The sequence below is a fragment of the Mesorhizobium sp. M0207 genome (assembly GCF_040321995.1).
Lineage (GTDB): Bacteria > Pseudomonadota > Alphaproteobacteria > Rhizobiales > Rhizobiaceae > Mesorhizobium.
In genome coordinates, this window is record NZ_JAMYSQ010000015.1 from 1 (window position 1) to 20,792 (window position 20,792).

Genomic DNA, 20,792 nt, shown 5'->3' on the forward strand with positions numbered 1-20,792 from the left:
TGGCTCATGCTGTGCTGCTAACTTCGCTCGTAAGGGCGACCTTAAGAGCGCAGCCTCGCTACCGTGCCGTCCTCTCGCAAGGCGGCCTTCGCCGGAGGGTATCCGTTTCCCTGACGATTTGGTCCTTCCGCTGATTAGCGGTCAGCGCTATCGTCGGCTATCCAAAGGGGGCGACGATGCGATTTTTGATGACCTCACTGCTGGTTGTTTGTTCGGTTTCCGCACACGCCAGACAGGCTGTCAGCGTCGAGCGGATCGGCGATTGTCTGATCTTGCCGGTAACGGCGGTCGACAATCACGTCAAAGCCACTTTCGAGGTGACACTGGACAAGGCCGGCAAGGTCTTATCGGTCGCCGTTGCATCCTATGAGCCACATTCGGAAGCGGCAGCGGAGGCGGCCCGGCAGCTTTCGAAATCGGTCCAGCGGTGTTGGCCGGCAGGCGTCAAAACGAGTCCAATGCGGATCACAGTGGATTTGAGCGAAACTTAGCTACTGCGCAATCTCAGAGAAGACCCGTTCAACCCACGAAATTTTCGTCCACGAACATCTCCGCAAATTTCTGCGGTGTGAGAGTTACATCATTGTCGCGGGCGATTTTGAGGTTCCTTGCCCACATATCCCGGATTGCTGCCGGCATTCCCTCAGGCATGTGCACAGACTGGGCTATTGCGTCATGCCATTGTCCATCGCCGCCATAGATAGATTGCAGTTTGGGGCCCATCTTTTTCAAGCCATCCTCCGACTCCTGAGAAAGTTCTCCGATGGCCCAGAGCACATAAAGCTCCAGTAGCCTAAGCAGCGGCTGTCCACCATAACGTGGGTCAGTCGACATATTACCTCTCATGCATCATAGGTGGCGTAATAAATGAGTCTTTCACAGATCGCGGAAAGGCTGGGCCGCAAATACCTATTTTTGGCGCTCATTTTCAGTCCGCCAACCGAGCAAATAGGTCGGCGAGGTCACGCGCTATCGTCTCAGCGGATTGCCGATCCATACCTATGAATGGGATGCGCACGATTGGCATGGCCGTATCTTCAGTGTCGAAGCCATAGCCTTCACCTCCTCCGTCCGATGCGAACAAGAGGATGCCTGGCGCATATTTTTCAACCTCATACTCTCGATTGAAGTCAGCCAATTCTTCGGCTTTAAAAAAATAACACAGTTATCGCGGATGAAACCTTCGCCTCCATTATGCTCTTTGAGGAAGTCGGTGTAATCCTTGGGAAGCGCAACTCCCAAGCGTGCGGCCAGTCCATCGACGACTGCGGACTCAGCCGGTGCGTCGAACTGTTCCTCGGTTAAACTATATCCCACTGCTATCCTCCCAGGTGTTCAGCAACTGATTCCACCACGGCGTACCCTGTTGTCGATGAACATCGCGAGGCAGTGCGAGCCGGGCAGAATCGAGCTCGCCGTCTCCGGTGCTGATTTCGGCAGGGGCAAGCGCATGACGTGCCTAGCTCGGGTTTTGCAGTCCATCAGCTAAATCTCTGACGTGCGAAGTCACCAGGATCGTTCAATCCTTTTCCGGCTCGTCGAATGAATGAATCCCGGCCGACTCATTGCCGAGGCGCTCAAACACGTCTAGCGCCCGCTCTGAAACAACAAGCGTGTGGTTCGAAGCCATGCCGAAGTCATCATGTCCTGGTTGCCCATGGATCTTCATCCAGACGAATGTTGGAAGTTCTGTTTCTGGCTGCAGCCGATGAAACAACTCCGAAGCAGTAACCTCGACGTCGGCAAACGTCGCCCCTGAAACTCGCATCTTCAGCAGCTCCAGCTCGGCTTCTTTGGTGACAAGATAACAGGGAAAACTCCTTATCAGGACATCACCTATCCAAACGTCAATCTCGTAGTGAAGTTTGTGCACAATCGGCGGGTGAACGCGGTTATCGAGAACCGTATTTTTGCCAAAATCACCAGCAACAAATAGCTCTACATAATAATAATCCATTTTTCACCTATATTTTCCGACAGGCGGCACGAAATGATGGCCATATTTCTTATCAATCATTGTAGAATTATCCAGAATCTGCTGCTCCGTTGGATACGGGGTACTTTTCATAGAATTTGTCATGTTCCCCCCTAATGATAACAAGAATGCAGAATATCATTTAAATCCTTAGGGATCCCGCGGAGATTTTCTATCGAATTGATCTTTTTCTTCGATAGGAAATTTAGAAGCCTCTTAAGTAATTGCTGCTCAGCCGGATGATGAATTACTACATCCTCGATGTTCACGTCGGGGTTCGCCTGAGCATACGCTTTCCTAAAGCCCCTACGCCTCCGCCCTCGCCGCCTTCTCCAGTGCCGCCAGTTGCGCCTCGTCCAGCGTCAAAAACCCCATAATATGCTGCACCACTTCGGCGCGGGCATTGCTCAGCGCGCTGTGCAGCTCGAAGCCGTTCGGCGTCTTGGTCTTGGCCAGCCACTCGCCATAGGATGGGCGGCGGTAATAGCCGGTTGCGGCCGCCAGGTCGGCCAGCACCATTTCGCCGTCCTGGCCCGAGAACACCCTGAGATAGGCCTTGGCCAGGGCATCCCGCGCCTTGGCCGGGCCGCCGGCCTGGCTGGAATGGGCGAAGCGTTTTTGGCTCATGCGCCCTGCCCGCCCGAAGCATCTTGCACAGCCTGCGGCATCAGCCCGCCGAGCCCATCGAGCAGGCCGCTGTCGCGCGCCTGCACTGCCGCCGGCACGGCATCCCTGGCGACCTTGCCGGCGGCAGCCATCGCCGCCATGCCGGCCTGTTCAGCTTGAGCCTTGGCTCTGGCATCGCGTATTCCCGCCACTTCGTCCTGGCGGCGAAAAATGCGCTGCGGACTGCGGCCGGCGCCCTGCACGATCTTCAGCGCCGCGTCGCCGTCGATATTGTCCATCACGCCGGGATCGAACTGCGCCATCTGCATGGCGGTGGTGACAACCTGGATGGTGTCGCGCGCCTCGGCGGAACGGCGCAGCACGTCGAGCGGACCGGTGAAGGTCGGCCGCAACGCTTTGCCGGCAAGGCTCGCCGGCGGCAGGAAGCGGCTGTCTTCCTCGTAAAGTCCCTTGTCTTCCAGAATACCCAGCTCGCGGTCGAGATTAGAGGCAAAGCCGGCCTGGATGATCGAACCGGAGGGGCCGAGCAGCGCGCCCTTCTCCTCCTGTCGGATCAAGGCTTCGGTCGCCGTCATCTGCGGGTTCTGTACCAGCGTCTGGAACAGGTTGACGAACATCATGTCGCGGATCTCCTCGGCCCGGCTGTCGGCGTAATTGAAGGCATAGGTCGGGTTCTGGCCCGTGGCGATCGGCGCAATCAGCGGCCGGCCGGCATCGTCGATGAGGCCGGGATAGTTCTCGCCGGGATTGAGCACCGGCACATAGTCGAGCCTTGCCTTGGAGGCCGTCGCCGGATCGGTGATCTGCTGCAGCGCGCGCAGGCCGGAGCGCCGCACGGCGTTCTCCTCGCGCACCGTCGTCAGTGCCTCGATGGTCGGCGAGATGCCGTACGGATCGCCCTCGTAGCGGCGCCAGTTGAAGCACGACACCGGGAACGAGCGAAAACCGCTTTCCCTGACGATCGCCTCCTCGTCCTCGATGACGTGATAGGAAGCGAACGCCGTATCGAGATACTGGTAGGAGCCGCTCAGACTGTACATCTTGCGCTCGTCGCGCGGTTGGATGCACTGGATCAGCGAGATTTTCGTCTCGCATTTGGCGGGGTCGTCGACCAGGATTTTGATCCGCGCCGGCAGTCTGTCGTAGCCGAGCAGTTGCGCCGCCTGTCTTGCGGTGCGCTCGTAGCGGCGGTGGAAAATATCGACCTGGCCCCAGCGGTTGCGCGAGAGATAGCCCTCGACCACCGGGATCGAGGCATAGCGGATCAGCGTGCCGCCAAAACCTTCCTCGGCATAGAGATAGGCCGGGCCATAGCGCACGACATTGCGCAGGCAGGCCTGCGTTGCCGGCACGAAATTGGAATTGGCGGAATAGCGCAGCGAGAACAGGAAGTCGCGCAGCGCTTCCGCCCATTCCTTTTCCTCGTCGGTTTCTTCGTCGTTGATGGCCGCGGTCGACAGCCCATGCCATTTCTCCGACTGCGGAATGATCAGGCTCTCCAGCCCCGCGGCCAGCCGGTTGGCGGCCGAGTTTATGGTATTGGCGTAGACACGCGCACCGCGCCGCTCCTGCCGCTCAGCCTGCGAATCGAAGCCGGCCTTTCGGCTGCCGCTCCACATGTCGGGCGCATCGGGATCGCAGAATTCCGACACCGCCTCCCAGACATGCTCATACTGGCTGCGTTCGCCCTCCAGTTCTGCCTGTCGCGACAGAATATCGCGAGCACGGGAATCGCTCATGGTCAGCCTCGCTTGATGAACTCAATGGGAAAAAGAAATGGCGGGCGCGCCGAAACCGCCGATCTCCCCACTTGAGGGGGAGATGTCCGGTAGGACAGAGGGGGTCGTCTCGCGTGGATCGGCGACCCCCTCTGTCGCCTTCGGCGACATCTCCCCCTCAAGGGGGGAGATTGGAAGCGCCTTATTCCGCCGGCGTCGTCTCCAGCGCCGCTTTGCGCCCAAAGCGCTGCACCACGAAACGCCCCATCTTCTGGCCGGGTACTTCGATCAGCGTATAGGTGATCCAGGACAGCAGGCACACCACCGGCAAGACGACGACAACAACGACCGCGAAGCGCAGCGGCGCCGACAGCTCGTGGCCGAACTGGGTGATGACCAGAGCCGCCACCGGCTGGAGAACCAGCAGATGGATCAAATAGATGCTGAAGGAAAGCTCACCCATCAAATGAAAGAACCTGTTGGCGAGCGTCATGGCGATCTTTCTGGCCACGATGCCCATCGTTCCCGGCAGCATCCGGTAGAGAACCAGGGCAAAGAACCCCAGGACGAGCGCTTCCCGCATCAACAGCTTGCTCAGCCCATAGCCGCCGCCGAAGGGCAGCGCCGCAAGCAGCATGGCCAGTGCCAGATGCACGAAAGGCCGCTTCTGCCTTTGATGGACGACGCCCGCCAGCAGCATCCCGCACAGGAAAATCTGCATCTTCAACGGCAGGAACGACGGCATCGGAAAATGCACCGACAACTGCCCCATCAAGAACACCATCGCGCTGCCGGTCGCCGCGGTCAGCATGGCCGCCCATATCCAGTCAAGCCTGCGCACCAGCAGCATGATGGCCGGAAATAGCGCGTAGAACTGCATCTCCAGCCCGAGGCTCCAGTCGGGCAGCGGCGTGCGATAGGCGAAATTCGGCACCAGGCCGAACAGGAACATCAGATGGGCGCCGATATTCTTCAGGCCGCTGTCGAGATAACGCTCGGGCGCCTGCGGCGACCTCAGCAGGAACTCGTCGATGACCATTCTCGACCCGTAGAGATAGGGGCCAAGCGCCAGGGCAACGAACAGCATGACGTAGAACAGCGGCGCTATCCTGAAATAGCGGCGGGTCCAGAATTTCAGCCAGGTTTCCGGCCTTTGCCAGGGCTCCTTGTCCTGGCGCAGCTGGTAGTGGAACACCATCAAGAAGCCGGACAGCATGATGAACAGATCGACGCCGAGGTCCGGTTCGCCAAGAATAGGAATCTGCCAGCCGGTCAACAACAAGCAGTGCCCGATGAGCACCCAGATCGCGGCAAGCGCCCGAAGCCCGTCCAGGCACTCGATGCGCGATGACCGGGCTTCTGTCATGCCGAACTCCTCGATAGCCATGTTGCAATGCAGCATGGCGGCTGAGGGAGGAATGTCAACCGTGCGGAAGGAACACGATTTGCGCTGGGCTGTTACGGAAAACGCGGAACACCTGAGGGCAATTGTAGAGGCATGCACTTGAACACCCGGGGCGCGAAGGATCGCGGCTTACGCGATCCCGGCAGGCAAGCTCCCGTCTATCTCTTCTTCAACCTTGCATGCCGGCGCCAGTACCACCAGGCGAGCACGCGGTTGCGGAACACTCTTCTCATGGCGCCCATGTCACACCCCCAGCAGCACGCGGCGCTGGCCGGTCAGCTCACTGGGCGACAGATCGGTCTTCACCGTTCCTGCGGTGCCGTCATTGGCCGCAAGCTGGGCCCGCAAGGCGGCTTCGCGCGCCTGCACGTCCTTATCGGCAATGGTCGGTGTCGGCGGCAACGGCTTCAGCGCCGGCGGCTTTTGAAAAAGGCACATGGTTTTCTCCAAAGTGAGAGGCTCTTGTCCAGTCGTAGAGCAGAAAATCCTCGCCGTTCCGGCCATAGCCCGGCAGGCGGCAGCGTTGCGTCGCGCCGAGCCGGCCTAGCCAGCGCAGCGCCAAATCATTGGCGGCCAGCGCTCGCGCCTCGACCCGCCAGGCGCTGCGCGCCGCAACCTCCGGCCCGAGCACGGCGTGAAAAAACTCCGTGATGCCAGGCACGCAGCGCCTCATGCGGCGCGTGCCCCAGCTCCAGGCGATCCACAGCCCGCTGCGCTGCTCGGCAGCGCCAAAGCAGGCCTCCGGATTGCCGTTTAGCTCGGCGACATAGGCAAACCCCTGCAGCGCCGTCAGCGCCAGCAGCGCCGGCGACCAGTCATCGAACTGGCAGTCGATCTCGGCCCGGTCCTCTGGCCGGAGGTTGGCGGCGATGTAGGAGAGATCGCGCAAAGTGGCGGGAATGATGCGGAGGATCATGTTGGGTCACTTTCCGGCACGCTGCGAAGCGGAGAGCCCTAGGGAAACGAGGCGCCAAGCTAGATTGACTCTCTTTGCCGTCTGGATTTCCTTGGCCTGTGACTTGTGGATGTACCTATGGGAACAAGCGCATGACTTGTAGTAACTGCGCGCCGATCGAGGAGACCCGTACGATCTTTAGCACCGGTCGTCTCGCGGCGGCGATCACGATGGCCAAAGAGGCCATACGCGACGGTATTCTGCAGGAAGTACCGGGTGGTCCTATGTCGAGTGTCATCCCGTTTTCGGATCTCAACCCGGATGGACCATGGGACGATCTGCTTCGTTACCGCTTTCGGTGCACGACCTGCGCACAGGTTTTCTTGCTCTCCGCAGAGACCTATCATGGCAGCGGCGGCGAATGGGCTAAGGAGCCCGGCTAAGCTTTTCGGCGCTTCGTCCTATGCGTCCGCCGCGAATCTCAGTCCTGGCGTATCTTCGCGGACATCCGGCTGTCGATCTCGGTCAGCTTGGCGAGAATGCCTTCCTGCGCCTGCACCATCGCCTGTTGAACGCGGATCAGCTTGAAGGTGAGCCAGATCGTTACCCAAAGGCTTGCTGCGAGATAAATCAGCATCGGCATCCAGGAGATGAATATCCCGAGCAGCGAGTTTTCCGATTCCATATTGCCCCCCTAATATGATGTTGCCGCTACATCGTCGTTTTGCCGCCGGGCGTGCATAAACGCAAGCATCGTCACCGAAACGCCCCCAGCGGATCGGCTTGCCCGCCTTCCGCCGCGCGGCCTTGAACAGCGCCGGGTCGACCTGCGCTTCCCTCAGCATCATCACGCCGTAGCGTGTCGCCGCCATCAAATCGTCACGCAGCTTCACCACCTGGCCGCCCCTGCGGTGATAGAGCCGGAACTCCTCGAACCACGGCAAAAGCGTCGAGAAAACCTTGAAGCGGCCTGATTGCATGCGGCCGAGCATCGGCCTCGACCGATACCGAACCGTCGGCGAACTGCGCGCGGGTGCCGAGCCTCTACTTGTAAGCCACTGCTGCGCTTGCAGGTCCCGCCAACGGAATAATCTCGCAGCGACTAAACCCTGCCTCTTTGCACCACTCGGTGAACTGGGCGCCGGTGAAGTCAAACGCCTCGCCAAATTCGATCAGCATGTTCAGCGACATCATGAGACCGAAGCCGTTTTGCCTGCGTTCATCGTCGATGATGTTCTCGATGGCGACCAGCGCGCCGCCGGTCGGCAATGCACGATAGGCCTTGGCGATCAGCATTTTCTTGTTCTCGAGATTCCAGTCGTGAAGGATCATTCCCATCGTGATGATGTCCGCCTTGGGGAATTCGTCCGCGAAGAAGTCGATCGCCTCGGCGATGACCCGGCCGCCGAGATTGCGCTCCCTCAAGCGCCGTTCGGCGATCGGCTGCACATCGGCGAGATCGCACGTCCGGCATTGCATGTGCGGATGCCGCGCCGCGACGATGGCCGAAAGCTGCCCGGTTGCGCCGCCTATATCGGCCAGCGTCTTATATTTGGAAAAGTCGAATTTCTCGGCAAACGCCGTGAAATTGCCCATGGAGATGCCGCTCATCGCGTCCATGAACTGCTCCAGGCGCGCCGGGTCCGCATAGAGCTCGCCGAACATCGACTTGCCTGTCTCCTTGATCTCGTTTTGAGGCTTTCCGGTTTGCAATGCCGGTGTGAGATCGCCCCAGAACCGATACAGTCGTGCGTTCGCCATCTCAAGGATTCCACCGAGGTATTGGGGGCTCCGCTTGACCAGGAACAGCGCGGTCGATGGCGTATTGCCGTATTTGCCGGTTTCACCGGCGCCGTCCCTCTGCAGCAATCCGAGCGCGACGAGGGTGTCGAGAAAATCATACGTTGCGCGCGGATGCAGCCCCATCGCGCCTTGCAGTTCGAGGCCCGTTTTGGGGCCGTCCGCAAGCAGCGAGAAGAGTCCCAGTTCCACGGCGCTCAACAATGTCTTGGCTGGCCAGAATCCAAAGCCAATTTGCAGTATGTGGTCTGGAGAAATTCCGTTTTGCATCTGATCCTCCCCTATCGGCGAATGCCCCGGCGAGGCCACGCCGATGCGTCCCTTGAGCGGGATCATTCGATGCTACACCACGTCCACGGACGTTCACTACAGTTTTCCAATCGGAGCCGGAGCGCATTGCCTGCCTCCCCGATTTTCCTCACCGAAACGCCCCCAGCGGATCGGCTTGCCCGGCCTTCCGCCGCGCCGCCTTGAACACCGCCGGGTCGACCTGCGCTTCTCTCAGCATCATCACGCCATACCGCGTCGCCGCCATCAAATCATCGCGCAGCTTCACCACCTGGCCGTCCCTGCGGTGATAGAGCCGGAACTCCTCGAACCACGGCAAAAGCGTCGAAAACACCTTGAAGCGGCCTGATTGCATGCGATCGAGCATTTCCATCAGCCCGGCCTCGACCGAGACCGAACCGTCGGCGAACTGCGCATGGCTGGCGAGCATGTTCAGCCCATGTGCGGAATATTGCCTGGCAAGTGCGGTGCCGGCACCTTCCAGCGTCTCGCGGCGGCCGTCGCGCGGCCATGCCCATGGCAGCCAATCGCCCCACGGTTTCAACGTCAGCGCCTGCATGGCGGGAGTCTGCTGCGAAGCCCGGCAGGCCTTTGTGACATAGACGACATCGGCCTCCGTATCCCAGGCAAGTTCGACCGCGGCCGACGGATGGTCCCAGCCGAAATCGAGCGCGCCGAGCCTTGGCCAATAGCGCGGCAGCGGGAACGGCTCGCAGGCGATCAGTTCCTCGGCCACCGGAAAGATGCGGCCGGAGCCGAGCACCGGAATGCCCTTGGCCCGCGCCTCGCGCTCATGCACCGGATAGGCGGCAATGATCTCGGCGCGCTGCTGCGGCGTATAATGTTCGGCATCGTCGATGGTCATGAAGGTGACGTGACGGGTCATTGTTTTTCACCCTCGCGGCATTGAATCGTGGTGGCGGGTGCGCGCTTCAACGCCCCGCCTCGCGGCTCCGTTTGCATCGCTCGGAACACCTGCCACGGAGCCGGTCGAAAAGTCGGGATCAGATCGCCCGACGTTTGATGCGCACGACTTTCGGCGCCTGTGCATCCATGAACATGTAGCACCGGCCTAGCAGCGCCTTTTTGCCAAAATCATCGAATACGTTCTGCCCGAGCGGCGTGAACAACACCTCGTCGGTCGTCAGTCCGTCCTGGTGGCGAGCCTCGATCTCTGGCCAATGCGCCTTGGCAATGTCGGTCAGCACGACGTTGAAGGCAGGATGATTGTAACTGACCAACAAATTGCCATCGTCCATATCAGACGGTTTCATGTCCGGGTGGTAGTTGTAGATCTCGGCAAGCGTCTGGATGGCTGCCAAGGATGCAGCGCCATCGGAAAGACCAGCCTCCGTCAGCACACAGGTGCCGTTTTCAAGGATGGCAAAGTCACGCTCCTGGTTGAAGTAGTAGCCAAAGCGCTCTTCGATGCGATCGATGGGCTGCGAAAATGATGGCCGCCATTTCGGAACGGGAGGAAAGGTCGCTGACATCTCGGCTCTGCCCGCTGATGATACTGCAATTGAAGACAGGCCGCCGACGAACACCATCCGCCTATTCATAGTCGTGATCTCCCGCCCAACGCAGTCAGTCTAGTTCCGGATCGTGACTTGGCAACCGCGATGATCTCGGCGCAGCGTGTAGTGTCCGGCATCGTCGATGGTCATGAAGGTGACGTGTTTCACCTTGTCCGCATTGAATCGTTTTGGCAGGCGCCGGACGCATGGTGTTGTTCGGCAAAGAAACTTTACGCGCTCGCTCAAAAGGCTTGGGTTCCTCGCCCCACGGAGTGGGGAGAGGTGGCTCGGCGAAGCCGAGACGGAGAGGGGGAATGGCGCCGACCTGTGCAGACAACAATCGAGGGAGCCAGCGTCTGGTGCTTGCCAAAGTCCCCTCTCCGGCCGCGGCGCGGCCACCTCTCCCCACTTTGTGGGGCGAGGAACCCAAGTCCTGCGATGTCACCTCCCCATCCCTCCCACCTGCTCCGCAGACAAAAACAGCAGCACCACATCCGACATGCCGAGCAGCGGCGTGAAGGTGACGATGGTGATGCCGCCGGTGGCGTTGGTGCGGGTCAGCCCTTCGGAATAGATGTCGAGCGGCGGTTCCTCGTCGAACCAGACGCCGTGCAGCGTTTCGCCCTGCCATTTCTCGCGACCCTTCTCGTAGCTCTTGAACGACAGCACCGATTCGTCGGCCTGGACATCGCCGCCGCCGCCCCAGCGCACCACGACGCTGTCGAGCGCGCCCGGCGCCCGTCCCGCCATCGTGCTGACGAGGGCGTCGGCCGGGATCATGCCGGTGCCCCAGGCCGCCTGCTGCTGCGGCGGGCCGATCAGGATGCGCTGCGGATTGTCGCGCGTGCTTTCGCCGGTGACGCCGGCCGCCCACATCCGAACCGGACAGTCGAAAACCTTGCCTTGCCACCAGTCGGGATAGCGGCCGGTGAGGTGCATCGCCCATTCGGCGCCGCCGGCCCTGGTCTTGCCGAGCTGGTTGCCGGCCATGAACAGGCGCTCGCGATTGGTCGCGCCGGCTGCATGGAACTCGGCCTGCCTGGGATACGGCCGATAGGCGGCAAGCTGGTTAGTGCGGCGCCTGCGGTCCAGCTCCGCCAGCAGGCTGAGATATTCCGTCCTTGCCGCCCGGCTGTGCGAGGCCTTTTGCGAAGCCCGGCTTCTCGAGGAACGGCCTAAGGACGGCTTCGAGGCCGCGGATGCGCTGCCTGATTTCGTCATCGCTCAATGCATCCAGATTGTTGATGTTGACATTAAGATCCTTGGGCAGCACCGACAGCACGAGCTTCAGGTACTGATCGGGCTTTTCGGCGCGCACCTCGGCGATGACGCCGGCGCCATGGGCGCGAAAATCGGCGCGGATCGCTTCGAGAAAGCCGTCGGCCAGCGTCTTCTTCGGCCGCCTGGTTCGGCTGCCGGGTGCTTGATCGTGCGGCTGCGGATCGCCGGCGGAAGGAGCCTTGGCCATGCCCTACTCCGCCGTCCCGGCGGACATCGGCTTCTTGTTGCCTGGCCGCACGATGCGCTTGCGCGGCCTGGCCTTCTTGCCGGCGCGTGCCGACTTCGGCTTCCGCGGCTGGCTTGCGGGTTTCGCATCAGTCGTCGTGCCGGGCTTCATCGCAGCGGCGTCAGGCAAGGCGTTCAGCCTTGCCCTGAGAATTGCCACCGCGTTGCCGTCGAGTGCTTCCGACGGGAAGCCGAAGACGCCGACCGCATCGACGGTACCGCCGCGCACCATGCCGATCCGCACGCCGGCGGCGACCTGCTCGAAGCGGCCATGGCGTGCGTAGGGTGCGGCGCCGGCAAACTCGCCAATGGCGCTGACGACCTCGCGGCCGTCATCGTCGGGGATGATGGTGGCGTAACGGTTGGACATGGGGATGTTCTCTGAAGTGGGCGCACGGGCGCGTTGGGAAATCTATGGACGATAGGTGATTGCGGACCGGGATAGTCGGTCGCGTTCATTCGCGCCGACATACCTCGGCAGCACACGCAACATTCGGTCGAACAGGAGCCCGAAATGAAAAACCCGCCTCGGCGGGCGGGTCGTTGGAGCCAATTGGCACCATACCCAGATTAATAGCATAGCTGCCGGCACAAAGCAAGAACAAAATGTGGCGCGGCGGCAGAAAAATGCACTGACGACCTCGCACCCTCGTCGGTGAACGGCTGGAAGGAAGGCGAAAAGGGCGGGCATTGCGTGAGACTTGCGTTGATGGGATGGTGGTTGCGCTTGAGGGGAACGCGTCATGGGCAATGTCACCAGTCACTACGGCAGCGAGGGCAGCGACGGCATCGTCGATCGCATATTGGCCGCGATCCCGGACGCCGACCCGGCCGGCAAACTCGCGGCCGCGCAACTCTATCCGTTCGATCAGTTCCATGGCCGCGAACTGACCGCCACGCAGGAGCATGCGGCCCGTCTTGCTCCTTCGCCGACAGATCGAATCCTGGATATCGGCAGCGGCATTGGCGGGCCGGCAAGGTTTCTGGCCTCGGCCTATGGCTGCGAGGTCGACGGCATCGACCTGACACCAGCCTTTGTCGCCGCGTCGAGCCGACTGACCGCACTCAGCGGACTGGCAGACAAAGTTCGCTTCCATCAGGCCGACGCAACGAAACTGCCTTTTGGCGACAGCACCTTCGATGCGGCGATCTGCTTCTATGTGGGCATGAACATCGAGAACAAAGCCGCGGTCATCGACGAGGCCTGGCGCGTGCTGAAACCGCGAGGCAGGCTGATCTGGACCGAAGCCGTGCTCGCCGGCGGCGAGCCCTACTATCCCATGCCCTGGGCGGTTTCTGCGGCGACCAGCCACCTCGCCGATCGGGAAAAATTGAAAACCCTGTTTGTCGATGCCGGATTTCGCATCGACGAAATCGTCGACGAAACCGGCGAACATGTTGAGCTGGCGCTGAAGAGAGCCAATTCCGGCATCGTGCCCTCGCCGGCGCAGCAGCAGGCAAATGAAGTCGTCATGGGCGCGGAATTCCTGCAGCGCCGCCGCAACTACATCCGAAGCCTGAGTGACGGAAAACTCGCGTCGCTCGCCGTGATCGTCTCCAAACCGGCCTGAAACAAAAAACCCGCCTCGGGAGGCGGGTCGTTGGAGCCAATTAGCACCATACCCAAATTAGTAGCATAGCTGCCGGCACAAAGCAAGAACAAAATGTGGCACGGCGGCAGAAAAATGCGAATTCCGTTCAGCGCCTCGCCTTGTCCGCCTCCCGATTGACCTTCCAAGAAGACCGCTAGGCTGCATTCCTTCGCGCCCCTCTCTGTCCTGCCGGACATCTCCCCCACTTGGGGGGAGATCGGCTTTCGCGCCGGCTTTCGCCAATCTCCAACGTTGCAGGAAGAGCGCAACGCCGAAACCGCCAATCTCCCCACTTGAGGGGGAGATGGCCGGCAGGCCAGAGGGGGGTACTGTCCCGGGCGCTGTCCCGCCGACTTAAAGCCGGCAACACAAGCAACGTTCGATCAAAAAGAAGCCTGAAAACAAAAACCCGCCTCTGTGGGCGGGTCGTTGGAGCCAATTGGCACCATACCCAAATTAGTAGCATAGCTGCCGGCACAAAGCAAGAACAAAATGTGGCGCGGCGACAAAAAACCGAATTTCTCTTCGGCGCCTCGCGTTGCCCGCCAGCCACTTTGTGGGCGCGAACGCAGCGTCGGCAATTGGCGCTTCCTCCATTTGCCGAGGCATCTCACCGGCCGACGAGCAGCCGCAGCCGCGGATCAGAACAGGCATTCGCGCGTTTGAACCCCAGCCAATGGGAGCAAAAGCCATGAACGTCGCCAATCTGCAACTCGAAGGCCTGCTGATGGCCATCGCATCGATCAATCAGGTCCTGGTCCGCAAGGGCGTGGTCTCCGTCGAAGAGATAGACATCGCCTTGCGCAAGGCCGAAGCCAGCGAGACCAACGAGGAAAGGTCCGAAGGCATGTCGGCGTCGAGCCGCGATGCCGTCAACTTCCCGATCCGGTTGCTGGAGTTGGCCAATCAATGTCAGCCGGAGACGGACATGCCGTCCTTTTCGAAACTGGCGCGCATGGTCGGTCAGATCAAGGAACCTTACAACGACCAGATGTGACGCGGCGATCATAACTGACGCCGCGACAACGGCTTGCCGCGGCGGGGTCGCAAGACTGCTGGCGGCGCCTGCTAGCGGCCCTGCAGGATCTTGATCAACTTGCTGCTGTCGGCCCCCGGCGAGGAAAGCCTGCGGTAGTCCGCGTAAGTCAGCCTGCCATTAGCAACGGCATTGAAGAGCCGGCCACAAAAGGCGCTGTCGTATTTTGCGACACTGACATTCATGATTGCTGCGTAAGTCTTTCTTTCGTTGAGCGGCGTGGACCTCTCGCGTGCAATGCATTCGTTGATCGCCACGCGCTTGGTGACAGGGCTGCCTTCAAGCGTGGTATGCATCGTGTTGAATTCGCCTTCGGTCAAGGTAGTGCAGCCGGCAAGCAGAGACGTGCCGATCATGGCGGCAGCAAAACGCGTGGCGATGTTCATGAATTCCCCCTCAAGACCCATGTCTTGCTTAGCCCGCCGAAAGTTGGAAGTACAGAGGGAATGCAGGCGCATCTACAAAAAGCATAAACCTCGAACGCTCGTACTTTAGCTGTCGCTTTTATTGCGCGCGACCTGCGGATGGCCGGAATGACGGTACCCGGCCGTTCTCGATCGTCACGACGATGCTGGTGCGGATCGTGCTGCCGATCTGGCCCTGGTCGCGGTCATAGACCCGGCCGGGATCGTCGCCACCCTTCTGAGCGCCTTTACGAGAACGCCGGATGCGAGATTGGGCATCACCCCCTGCCAAGCCTCAGCGCCAGGACCCTGCCCGGCCCGTGCACGGCGGCGAACAGCAGCCCGGCCAGGAAGGTGAAGTGATCGACGAAGAAGCCGAACTCCGCCTGGTTGCCGGCCCAGTGCGACGGCCCGTGGAAGGCGAAGCCGAGGAACAGCACATAGGCGCCGGCGACGAGTGCTGCCCATGAGAAGAAGGCGCCAGTCAGGAAACATAGAACGAGGACGACCTCGAGCAGGGCTGCGCACCAGGCCAGGAACAGCGGGAACGGAAATCCAGCCGCCGCGATATAGCCGGCGGTGGCGCCGATATCGATGAATTTGAAGATCACGGCCATCAGGAAGACGGCGGCGAAGATCAGGCGGGCGATAAGGATTGCCGCGGTCTGCCACGGCGACTGAACGGTTGATTGAGCGGTTTCCAAGGTCATGATGTCCTCCCAAGAGTTACGGTGGTTGTGCCCCAAGGACGCACCACCAGCCGCAAGCCCGACATCATCCCCCGAAAAACCTGAGAGATACAAGCGCCGGCACCAAAGTGGCGCCTTCCCTTCTCCCCTTGTGGGAGAAGGTGTCGCCGAAGGCGACGGATGAGGGGTGCTCCAGCTTGGCGCCGGCGGCACTCCGTCCAACACCCCTCATCCGTCTCGGCGCTGCGCGCCGATCCACCTTCTCCCACAAGGGGAGAAGAAAGGTTGCGCTACCCCAACTTGACCCCCGGCTTGCTGATCGGCTCGCGTACCGTTCCATACTGGCTGCCCCAGCGGTCGGTCATCGCCCAGCGTATGTCCCAGAGTTCCGGGAAGAAGCGGTGGCGGGCGCCGGCTTCCAGCAATTCGACCGGCCGGCCCTTCAGCGATTTCGCGCCGAGGCCGATCGTGCGGTGGATGAGATAGAGGTGGTTGGCACGGAATTTCTGGAACAGCTCGTCGAACTCGATCAGCGCTTCGGCAACGACATAGCTGTCGCCGTGATCGTAGCCGGTATCGTAGACATCCTCGACCGAAAGGCCGCGGTCGTCGAGGTACGACGCCTTGAAGGCCCGCCACAGATCGGGCGGCAGGCGCAACAGCTGCTTGAAACCTGGCGATTCCTGGCCGCTGCCATTGCCGAGTTGCAGCCGGATCTGCTGGTATTCCTTGGGCGACATGGTTTCGAGCAGGTCGAGCTGCGCCGTCATCAGCCGCATCAGCCGGTGCACGCGCCCCATCAGTGTGACGATGCGATGCGTGTCCTGCTTTTCCAGGAAATCAACGACATCGACCAGCGTATAGGCGATGAGCTTCATCCACAGCTCCTCGACCTGATGAACGATCTGGAACTGCAGCTCGTCGGCATTCACCATCTCGGCCAGCGGCTTCTGGCAGGCCAGCAGCCTGTCGCATTTGAGGTAGACGCCATAGTCGCGCATCTCAGGCGTTTCGATGCGGGCATAATAATCCTGCTTGTCCATGGCCATGCTCCTTGCCGCGGCCGTTGGGCCGCAGGCGCTTGTTGGATCCCGTTCCCGAGTCTAATCGCCTTCTTGCCGAACATTGTCCCTTTCTGTTATTCGATTCGTGCAAAATGAAGGACAAACACTGCATCTGAAGCGGATAGGAAGAACGAATGATGCTGGATGCGGTCGACCGGAAGATCGTCGCGGCGCTCGAACGCGAGGCCCGCATCTCCTTTGCCGCGCTCGCCGACGAGGTCGGCTTGAGCAAGACGCCGTGCTGGAAGCGGGTCAAGGCGCTTGAGGACGCCGGCGTCATCCGCGGCTACTCGACCCGGATCGACCCGGCCAAGCTCGGCTTCGGCATCGAAGCCTTCATCCAGGTGTCGATCGATTTCGAACTGTCGGACGCCTTCGAGGCGGCGGTCAAAAAGCATCCGCTGATCCGCCGCTGCCACGCCACGACTGGCGAGGCCGACTATCTCCTGCAGATAGTCACCGTCGACATGATGGCGCTCGACAGGATGCTGCGCGAGGAGCTCAGCCGGCTGCCCGGCGTGCGGCGCACGATCACCTCGATGGCGATGCGCGAGATCAAGGGCGGCATCTCGTTCGCCAATGCCGTCGGGCATACGCAGACCAAGCGATAGACCGGTCAGGCCCTGGTCATCAATTCGCGTCCCAGCCGCTTCGGTTGCTCGGCGCGCAGAACCACATTTGTCGTCACCGTGCCGTAGTGGCCGATGCTGTCGACGATGCTTTCAAGATCGGGCGGTGACGGGACCACGACCTTGACCAGAAAACAATCCTCGCCGGTCACCCGCAGCACCTCGACCACCTCCGGCAATTGGGCGAACTTCTTCAGGCAGGCCTGGATATGCTCATGCGTGGTGCGCAGGCGGATGACCGCCATGGTGCCGAGCCCGAGCGCTGCCGAATTGATCACCGCCTTGTAACCGGTGATGACCCCGCGCTCCTCCAGCCGCTTCACCCGTTCCGAGGTGGCGGGCTGGGACAGTCCGACGCGGCGGCCAAGCTCGGAGATGCCGATGCGGCCATCCTCCTGCATGATCTCAATGATCGCCAGATCGGTGGGATCGAGCCTTGGCCGATAATCGCCGTTCCGCATGATCGCCCTTTAATCCATCGGATTTCGTCGCTGCTTTCCGATGATCTCTCATTCCGCCACCTGGGAGAAGACCTAGAATTGCACGCGCTGCATCAGGAAAGAAGGGCTTCGCATGACCGACTTCATCATTGTGCCGGGCATCGGCGGATCGGGCGAAGCCCACTGGCAGACACGTTGGCAGCAGGCAAACCCGGCGATGCGGCGGTTCAACCCGGCGAGTTGGGACGCGCCGGACGTCGACGACTGGGTGGCCGCACTGGAAACCGCTGTATGCCAGGCAAGGACACCGCCGGTGCTCGTCGCCCATAGCCTCGGCTGTCTGCTGGTCGTACACTGGCAGCGGATCTCCCGCCGCTCTATCGGCGGCGCGTTGCTGGTCGCGGTTCCGGACCCTGCGTCGCCGGCCTTCCCCTCCTCCGCCCGGGCCTTCGCCGACGCACCGCAACAACGGCTTCGCTGTCCGTCGCTGATTGTCGCCAGCACCAACGATCCCTACGGCTCGCTGGACTATGCCAGGGCGAAATCCGAGCGATGGGGCAGCGATCTCCATATCGCCGGACCGCTTGGCCACATCAATGGCGACAGCGGGCTCGGCGACTGGCCGGCGGGAATGGAGCTGCTGACAGCTTTTCTAGGTCAAACGCAAGCAATCGCCCGAGGCGCCGTGCTTCAGCCGTAACCGCACCAGGACGGCTATCGCGCCGCCGCCCTGATCTGGTTTGCGCCGCGCCTCAGTTCGATGCTGCGGCAGGCGTGCTGAGTTCGAGGAACGGTACGGTCGAGCCCGGGATCATCGACTTCGGCAATTCGCCGTTCCATCTCTCCGCCTTGGTCAGTTCGACCAGCAGCGGATTGTTGGCGATTGCGGCGGCGCGAGCCTTGATGGCGCCCGCGGTCGCATCGCCTTCGACCCTGGTCTTGTAGGCGCTGGCCTCGGCTTCGGCCTTGACGCTGTCGGCGCGGCCCTTGGCCTGGGTGACGGCGATATCGGCCTTGATCTTTTCCTGCTGCAGGTTCTGTTCCTGCTTCTGCACCTCGACCTGCGCCGTCATCCTGGCTTCGACCGCCTGCTCGTAGGCGTCGGAGAAGTCGATGTTCTCGACCTGCACGCTGTCGATCATCACCGGGCCGTCGGTTACCGCCGCGATGGCCTCGGCGACGTCCTTGTTGAACTTCGCCCGGTTCTGGATAACCGACACCGCGTCGTACTGGCCGAACACCGTCTTGATCTCCTGCGGTGCTTTCCTGGCAATGACGCGGTCGGCCAGTGCCTCGATCGATCCATAATTGGTGTAGACGTTGCTGACTTCGGCGGCCGGCACGTGGAAATTGACGGTGACGCGCATGTCGGCCGGTTGCTGGTCGCGCGAATAGGCCTGCATGGCCGGCAGGCCGCTGCAATCGTTCTGGTTCTCGCAGCCCCATTTGAGCACCTGCTGGCGCAGGCTGATCTTCTCGACACGCTGTAACCACGGCAGCTTGAAATGCAGTCCGGGATCAACGACCGAACTCAGCGCTCCGTTGGTCAAGAGCACGCCGCGGTCGCCCTGATCGATCGTGTACCAGGATCCAAACAGCGCAAAGACGCCGAGCGCCACGATGACAAGTGCGATCAGGCCGGAACCGATCGACCCCGATGCCATCCCCGGCTTGCCCTGCGGACGACTTGAATTGCCTTGCGTTTCGGTCATCACCCCACCCCAACCTGATTGCCCGTGCTGCTTTTGCCCACAATAGTGGCGGCATTGCAATCCTCTGGATATGGAAAGACCTTCGGGGCAGCCGGCCGGACCGGCGGGTGGTTCAGGCTGGCTAGCCGATTTCCCCTGCAGCCGCGGCTGCGGGCTGGGACGCGTTGCCTGGCGTCTGCTTCTGCCGTCCGGCATCGGTTCTGCGCTTCGGGCAATCCTCGTAGTCGTGGTCGCAGATTGCGAAGGCTTGCGCACCGGCAAGGTCGATTTCGCCACGGAACCGCTGCCGCCGCATGAAAGTTATCTGCTCATTGCAACGGGAGCACAGGACATGGCCGACGACCCGAACCGCTACGAGACCGGAGCGAGGAAATATCCGGCAAAGACGAGCCCCGACGCGGCCGACGAATTTTCGCAGGATGCGGCCGGCAACAAGCCACCTCCCGGCGGCATGGGATTGACCAGGCCGGCTGACGATTTCGATGACAGGACCCTGCATTCGGAGGGCCAGAACCCGCCGCGCGCAGCGATCCGGCCAGACGGCAAGGCCACCGCCAAGAAGCCCGGCAAGGACGCAAGACGATGAACGTCGCCAATCTTCAGCTCGAAGGATTGATGATGGCGATCGCGGCCGTCAACAACGCGCTGGTCCACAAGGGCCTGCTGTCGGTCGACGAGGTCGACATGGCGTTGCGCCGGGCCGAGGCGGCGATGACCAGCGAGGAGCGTCTCTATGAAGACATGTCGCCATCCAACCGCGACGCCGTCTGCTTTCCGCTCAGGCTGCTGCAGGCGGCCAACAATGCCCAGGGTGAAACCGGCGTACCGTCCTTTGCCGAACTGGCCAGGATGGTCGGCCGGACTAAGGAGCCCTATAACGACCAGATGTGATGGAGGACGCCATGGCCGACGACAAATCCAAGACCAAGCAGGATCGCAAACTGGTCTCAGGCGAAGAGCCTTACGAGGTCGCTGCCTTTGCCCGCAAATACGGCATACCGCAAAGCGAGGCCGCGACCATCATCAAGCGCTACGGCCCCTCGAGGAGGAAGCTCGACGCGCACATGGCGAGCCGCAACGCCTGATCCAACTCTGGCGGCGGCCGCCGTTCACGCCGGAAGCGTCCCTGCCCTGCTGCCTTGTCGAGAGCATCGGCACCGTCAGCCGTGACCTGTCGGGTTCGCCCTTGTGGGGATTCAACGCCTGGTTTTGACAGCCGCGGAATACTCTCGCGGCGCAACAACTCATTTACCTCGACGCTGTACCAGTCCGATGAGCAAAGCCGGGGGGTCGGATGCAGGAACAATTATTGCGCTACGAATGTGTCATGGAGCCGAACGGCCGATGGATGGTGTGGGACATCGTTCACGATCTGCCGGCGCAATTTTCGCAAATCGCGCTGATCGGCCTGAGCCGTCGTGAAGCGGTTTCGCTCTGCCGGCTGCTCAACGAGACGAGCCGTTCCGAGACGCGGCAGAGCCGGGCCTCCTGAGAA

Annotated in this window: 26 protein-coding genes and 2 pseudogenes; 8 read left to right on the forward strand and 20 right to left on the reverse strand. The window is 61.3% G+C overall.

Annotated elements, in window-relative coordinates; genetic code table 11:
* Positions 1-519: 519 nt before the first annotated feature.
* The 15 genes and pseudogenes from NKJ15_RS19685 to NKJ15_RS19755 form a co-directional block, all read right to left on the reverse strand.
* Positions 520-834 (reverse strand): hypothetical protein, encoded by a 315-nt coding sequence (locus NKJ15_RS19685; RefSeq protein WP_352816916.1) that lies wholly within the window; start codon positions 832-834, stop codon positions 520-522.
* Between the two features lie 165 nt (positions 835-999).
* A complete protein-coding gene (locus NKJ15_RS19690; protein ID WP_352816918.1) occupies positions 1,000-1,317 on the reverse strand; it encodes an SMI1/KNR4 family protein in 318 nt (105 codons plus the stop codon).
* A gap of 202 nt (positions 1,318-1,519) precedes the next feature.
* A complete protein-coding gene (locus NKJ15_RS19695) occupies positions 1,520-1,957 on the reverse strand; it encodes a hypothetical protein (RefSeq protein ID WP_352816919.1) in 438 nt (145 codons plus the stop codon).
* Positions 1,958-2,281: 324 nt separating this feature from the next.
* A complete protein-coding gene (locus tag NKJ15_RS19700; protein ID WP_352816921.1) occupies positions 2,282-2,602 on the reverse strand; it encodes a Bbp19 family protein in 321 nt (106 codons plus the stop codon).
* Complete coding sequence (locus NKJ15_RS19705; RefSeq protein ID WP_352816923.1) at positions 2,599-4,341, reverse strand: portal protein; 1,743 nt, start codon at positions 4,339-4,341, stop codon at positions 2,599-2,601. Before NKJ15_RS19705 ends, NKJ15_RS19700 begins: the two co-directional genes overlap by 4 nt.
* A gap of 181 nt (positions 4,342-4,522) precedes the next feature.
* Positions 4,523-5,686 carry an acyltransferase family protein gene (locus tag NKJ15_RS19710; RefSeq protein ID WP_352816926.1) on the reverse strand — a complete coding sequence of 388 codons (1,164 nt, stop codon included), beginning with the start codon at positions 5,684-5,686 and terminating at the stop codon, positions 4,523-4,525.
* Between the two features lie 282 nt (positions 5,687-5,968).
* Complete coding sequence (locus NKJ15_RS19715) at positions 5,969-6,163, reverse strand: hypothetical protein (protein WP_352816928.1); 195 nt, start codon at positions 6,161-6,163, stop codon at positions 5,969-5,971.
* A complete protein-coding gene (locus NKJ15_RS19720; protein WP_352816931.1) occupies positions 6,099-6,641 on the reverse strand; it encodes a hypothetical protein in 543 nt (180 codons plus the stop codon). The genes NKJ15_RS19715 and NKJ15_RS19720 overlap by 65 nt, the downstream gene beginning before the upstream one ends.
* A gap of 800 nt (positions 6,642-7,441) precedes the next feature.
* Positions 7,442-7,612 (reverse strand): annotated as a pseudogene (locus NKJ15_RS19725) (phage terminase large subunit family protein); the annotation flags it as partial.
* 52 nt (positions 7,613-7,664) lie between these two features.
* Positions 7,665-8,690, reverse strand: coding sequence for a methyltransferase (locus tag NKJ15_RS19730; protein WP_352816933.1), 1,026 nt, complete (start codon positions 8,688-8,690; stop codon positions 7,665-7,667).
* A 148-nt stretch (positions 8,691-8,838) separates the two neighbouring features.
* A complete protein-coding gene (locus tag NKJ15_RS19735) occupies positions 8,839-9,594 on the reverse strand; it encodes a phage terminase large subunit family protein (protein WP_352816935.1) in 756 nt (251 codons plus the stop codon).
* A gap of 118 nt (positions 9,595-9,712) precedes the next feature.
* Complete coding sequence (locus tag NKJ15_RS19740) at positions 9,713-10,258, reverse strand: hypothetical protein (protein WP_352541147.1); 546 nt, start codon at positions 10,256-10,258, stop codon at positions 9,713-9,715.
* Between the two features lie 441 nt (positions 10,259-10,699).
* Positions 10,700-11,329: pseudogene (locus NKJ15_RS19745) on the reverse strand (terminase large subunit domain-containing protein); the annotation flags it as partial.
* Positions 11,295-11,693 carry a hypothetical protein gene (locus NKJ15_RS19750; RefSeq protein WP_352748715.1) on the reverse strand — a complete coding sequence of 133 codons (399 nt, stop codon included), beginning with the start codon at positions 11,691-11,693 and terminating at the stop codon, positions 11,295-11,297. The pseudogene NKJ15_RS19745 and the gene NKJ15_RS19750, both read right to left, overlap by 35 nt.
* Before the next feature lie 3 nt (positions 11,694-11,696).
* Positions 11,697-12,101, reverse strand: a complete 405-nt coding sequence (locus tag NKJ15_RS19755; protein WP_352816938.1) for a hypothetical protein — start codon at positions 12,099-12,101, stop codon at positions 11,697-11,699.
* 373 nt (positions 12,102-12,474) lie between these two features.
* On the opposite strand from NKJ15_RS19755, the gene NKJ15_RS19760 reads away from it, so the two are divergent.
* Positions 12,475-13,302, forward strand: coding sequence for a class I SAM-dependent methyltransferase (locus NKJ15_RS19760; RefSeq protein WP_352472084.1), 828 nt, complete (start codon positions 12,475-12,477; stop codon positions 13,300-13,302).
* 712 nt (positions 13,303-14,014) lie between these two features.
* Positions 14,015-14,320, forward strand: coding sequence for a hypothetical protein (locus NKJ15_RS19765; RefSeq protein ID WP_352472199.1), 306 nt, complete (start codon positions 14,015-14,017; stop codon positions 14,318-14,320).
* Positions 14,321-14,391: 71 nt separating this feature from the next.
* Here the strand turns inward: NKJ15_RS19765 and NKJ15_RS19770 are convergent, their stop codons facing one another.
* From NKJ15_RS19770 to NKJ15_RS19780, 3 genes are all read right to left on the reverse strand, one after another.
* On the reverse strand, positions 14,392-14,745 hold the full coding sequence (locus tag NKJ15_RS19770) for a hypothetical protein (RefSeq protein ID WP_352685197.1): 354 nt from the start codon (positions 14,743-14,745) through the stop codon (positions 14,392-14,394).
* A 296-nt stretch (positions 14,746-15,041) separates the two neighbouring features.
* Entirely contained in the window at positions 15,042-15,473 is a 432-nt protein-coding gene (locus tag NKJ15_RS19775; protein WP_352816941.1) for a DoxX family protein, read from the reverse strand.
* Positions 15,474-15,742: 269 nt separating this feature from the next.
* The gene (locus NKJ15_RS19780; protein WP_352816944.1) at positions 15,743-16,495 is read right to left on the reverse strand and encodes a tryptophan 2,3-dioxygenase family protein; all 753 of its coding nucleotides are present in this window, start codon (positions 16,493-16,495) and stop codon (positions 15,743-15,745) included.
* Positions 16,496-16,650: 155 nt separating this feature from the next.
* Here NKJ15_RS19780 and NKJ15_RS19785 point away from each other — a divergent pair, with 155 nt between their 5' ends.
* Positions 16,651-17,127, forward strand: coding sequence for an Lrp/AsnC family transcriptional regulator (locus tag NKJ15_RS19785; protein WP_245274655.1), 477 nt, complete (start codon positions 16,651-16,653; stop codon positions 17,125-17,127).
* Positions 17,128-17,132: 5 nt separating this feature from the next.
* On the opposite strand, the gene NKJ15_RS19790 is transcribed toward NKJ15_RS19785, so the two are convergent.
* Positions 17,133-17,606, reverse strand: coding sequence for an Lrp/AsnC family transcriptional regulator (locus tag NKJ15_RS19790; RefSeq protein ID WP_352453704.1), 474 nt, complete (start codon positions 17,604-17,606; stop codon positions 17,133-17,135).
* Between the two features lie 112 nt (positions 17,607-17,718).
* Between NKJ15_RS19790 and NKJ15_RS19795 the strand changes: the two genes are divergently transcribed.
* Positions 17,719-18,285 (forward strand): RBBP9/YdeN family alpha/beta hydrolase, encoded by a 567-nt coding sequence (locus NKJ15_RS19795; RefSeq protein ID WP_352816947.1) that lies wholly within the window; start codon positions 17,719-17,721, stop codon positions 18,283-18,285.
* A 52-nt stretch (positions 18,286-18,337) separates the two neighbouring features.
* Here the strand turns inward: NKJ15_RS19795 and NKJ15_RS19800 are convergent, their stop codons facing one another.
* Complete coding sequence (locus NKJ15_RS19800) at positions 18,338-19,297, reverse strand: prohibitin family protein (protein WP_352465360.1); 960 nt, start codon at positions 19,295-19,297, stop codon at positions 18,338-18,340.
* A 70-nt stretch (positions 19,298-19,367) separates the two neighbouring features.
* On the opposite strand from NKJ15_RS19800, the gene NKJ15_RS19805 reads away from it, so the two are divergent.
* The 4 genes from NKJ15_RS19805 (at position 19,368) to NKJ15_RS19820 (ending at position 20,789) form a co-directional block, all read left to right on the forward strand.
* Entirely contained in the window at positions 19,368-19,883 is a 516-nt protein-coding gene (locus tag NKJ15_RS19805) for a hypothetical protein (protein WP_352816949.1), read from the forward strand.
* Positions 19,880-20,188 (forward strand): hypothetical protein, encoded by a 309-nt coding sequence (locus NKJ15_RS19810; RefSeq protein WP_352472092.1) that lies wholly within the window; start codon positions 19,880-19,882, stop codon positions 20,186-20,188. Before NKJ15_RS19805 ends, NKJ15_RS19810 begins: the two co-directional genes overlap by 4 nt.
* An 11-nt stretch (positions 20,189-20,199) precedes the next feature.
* Positions 20,200-20,382 (forward strand): DUF3606 domain-containing protein, encoded by a 183-nt coding sequence (locus NKJ15_RS19815; protein WP_023675702.1) that lies wholly within the window; start codon positions 20,200-20,202, stop codon positions 20,380-20,382.
* A gap of 209 nt (positions 20,383-20,591) precedes the next feature.
* Positions 20,592-20,789, forward strand: a complete 198-nt coding sequence (locus tag NKJ15_RS19820; RefSeq protein WP_352472094.1) for a hypothetical protein — start codon at positions 20,592-20,594, stop codon at positions 20,787-20,789.
* Positions 20,790-20,792 lie beyond the last annotated feature (3 nt).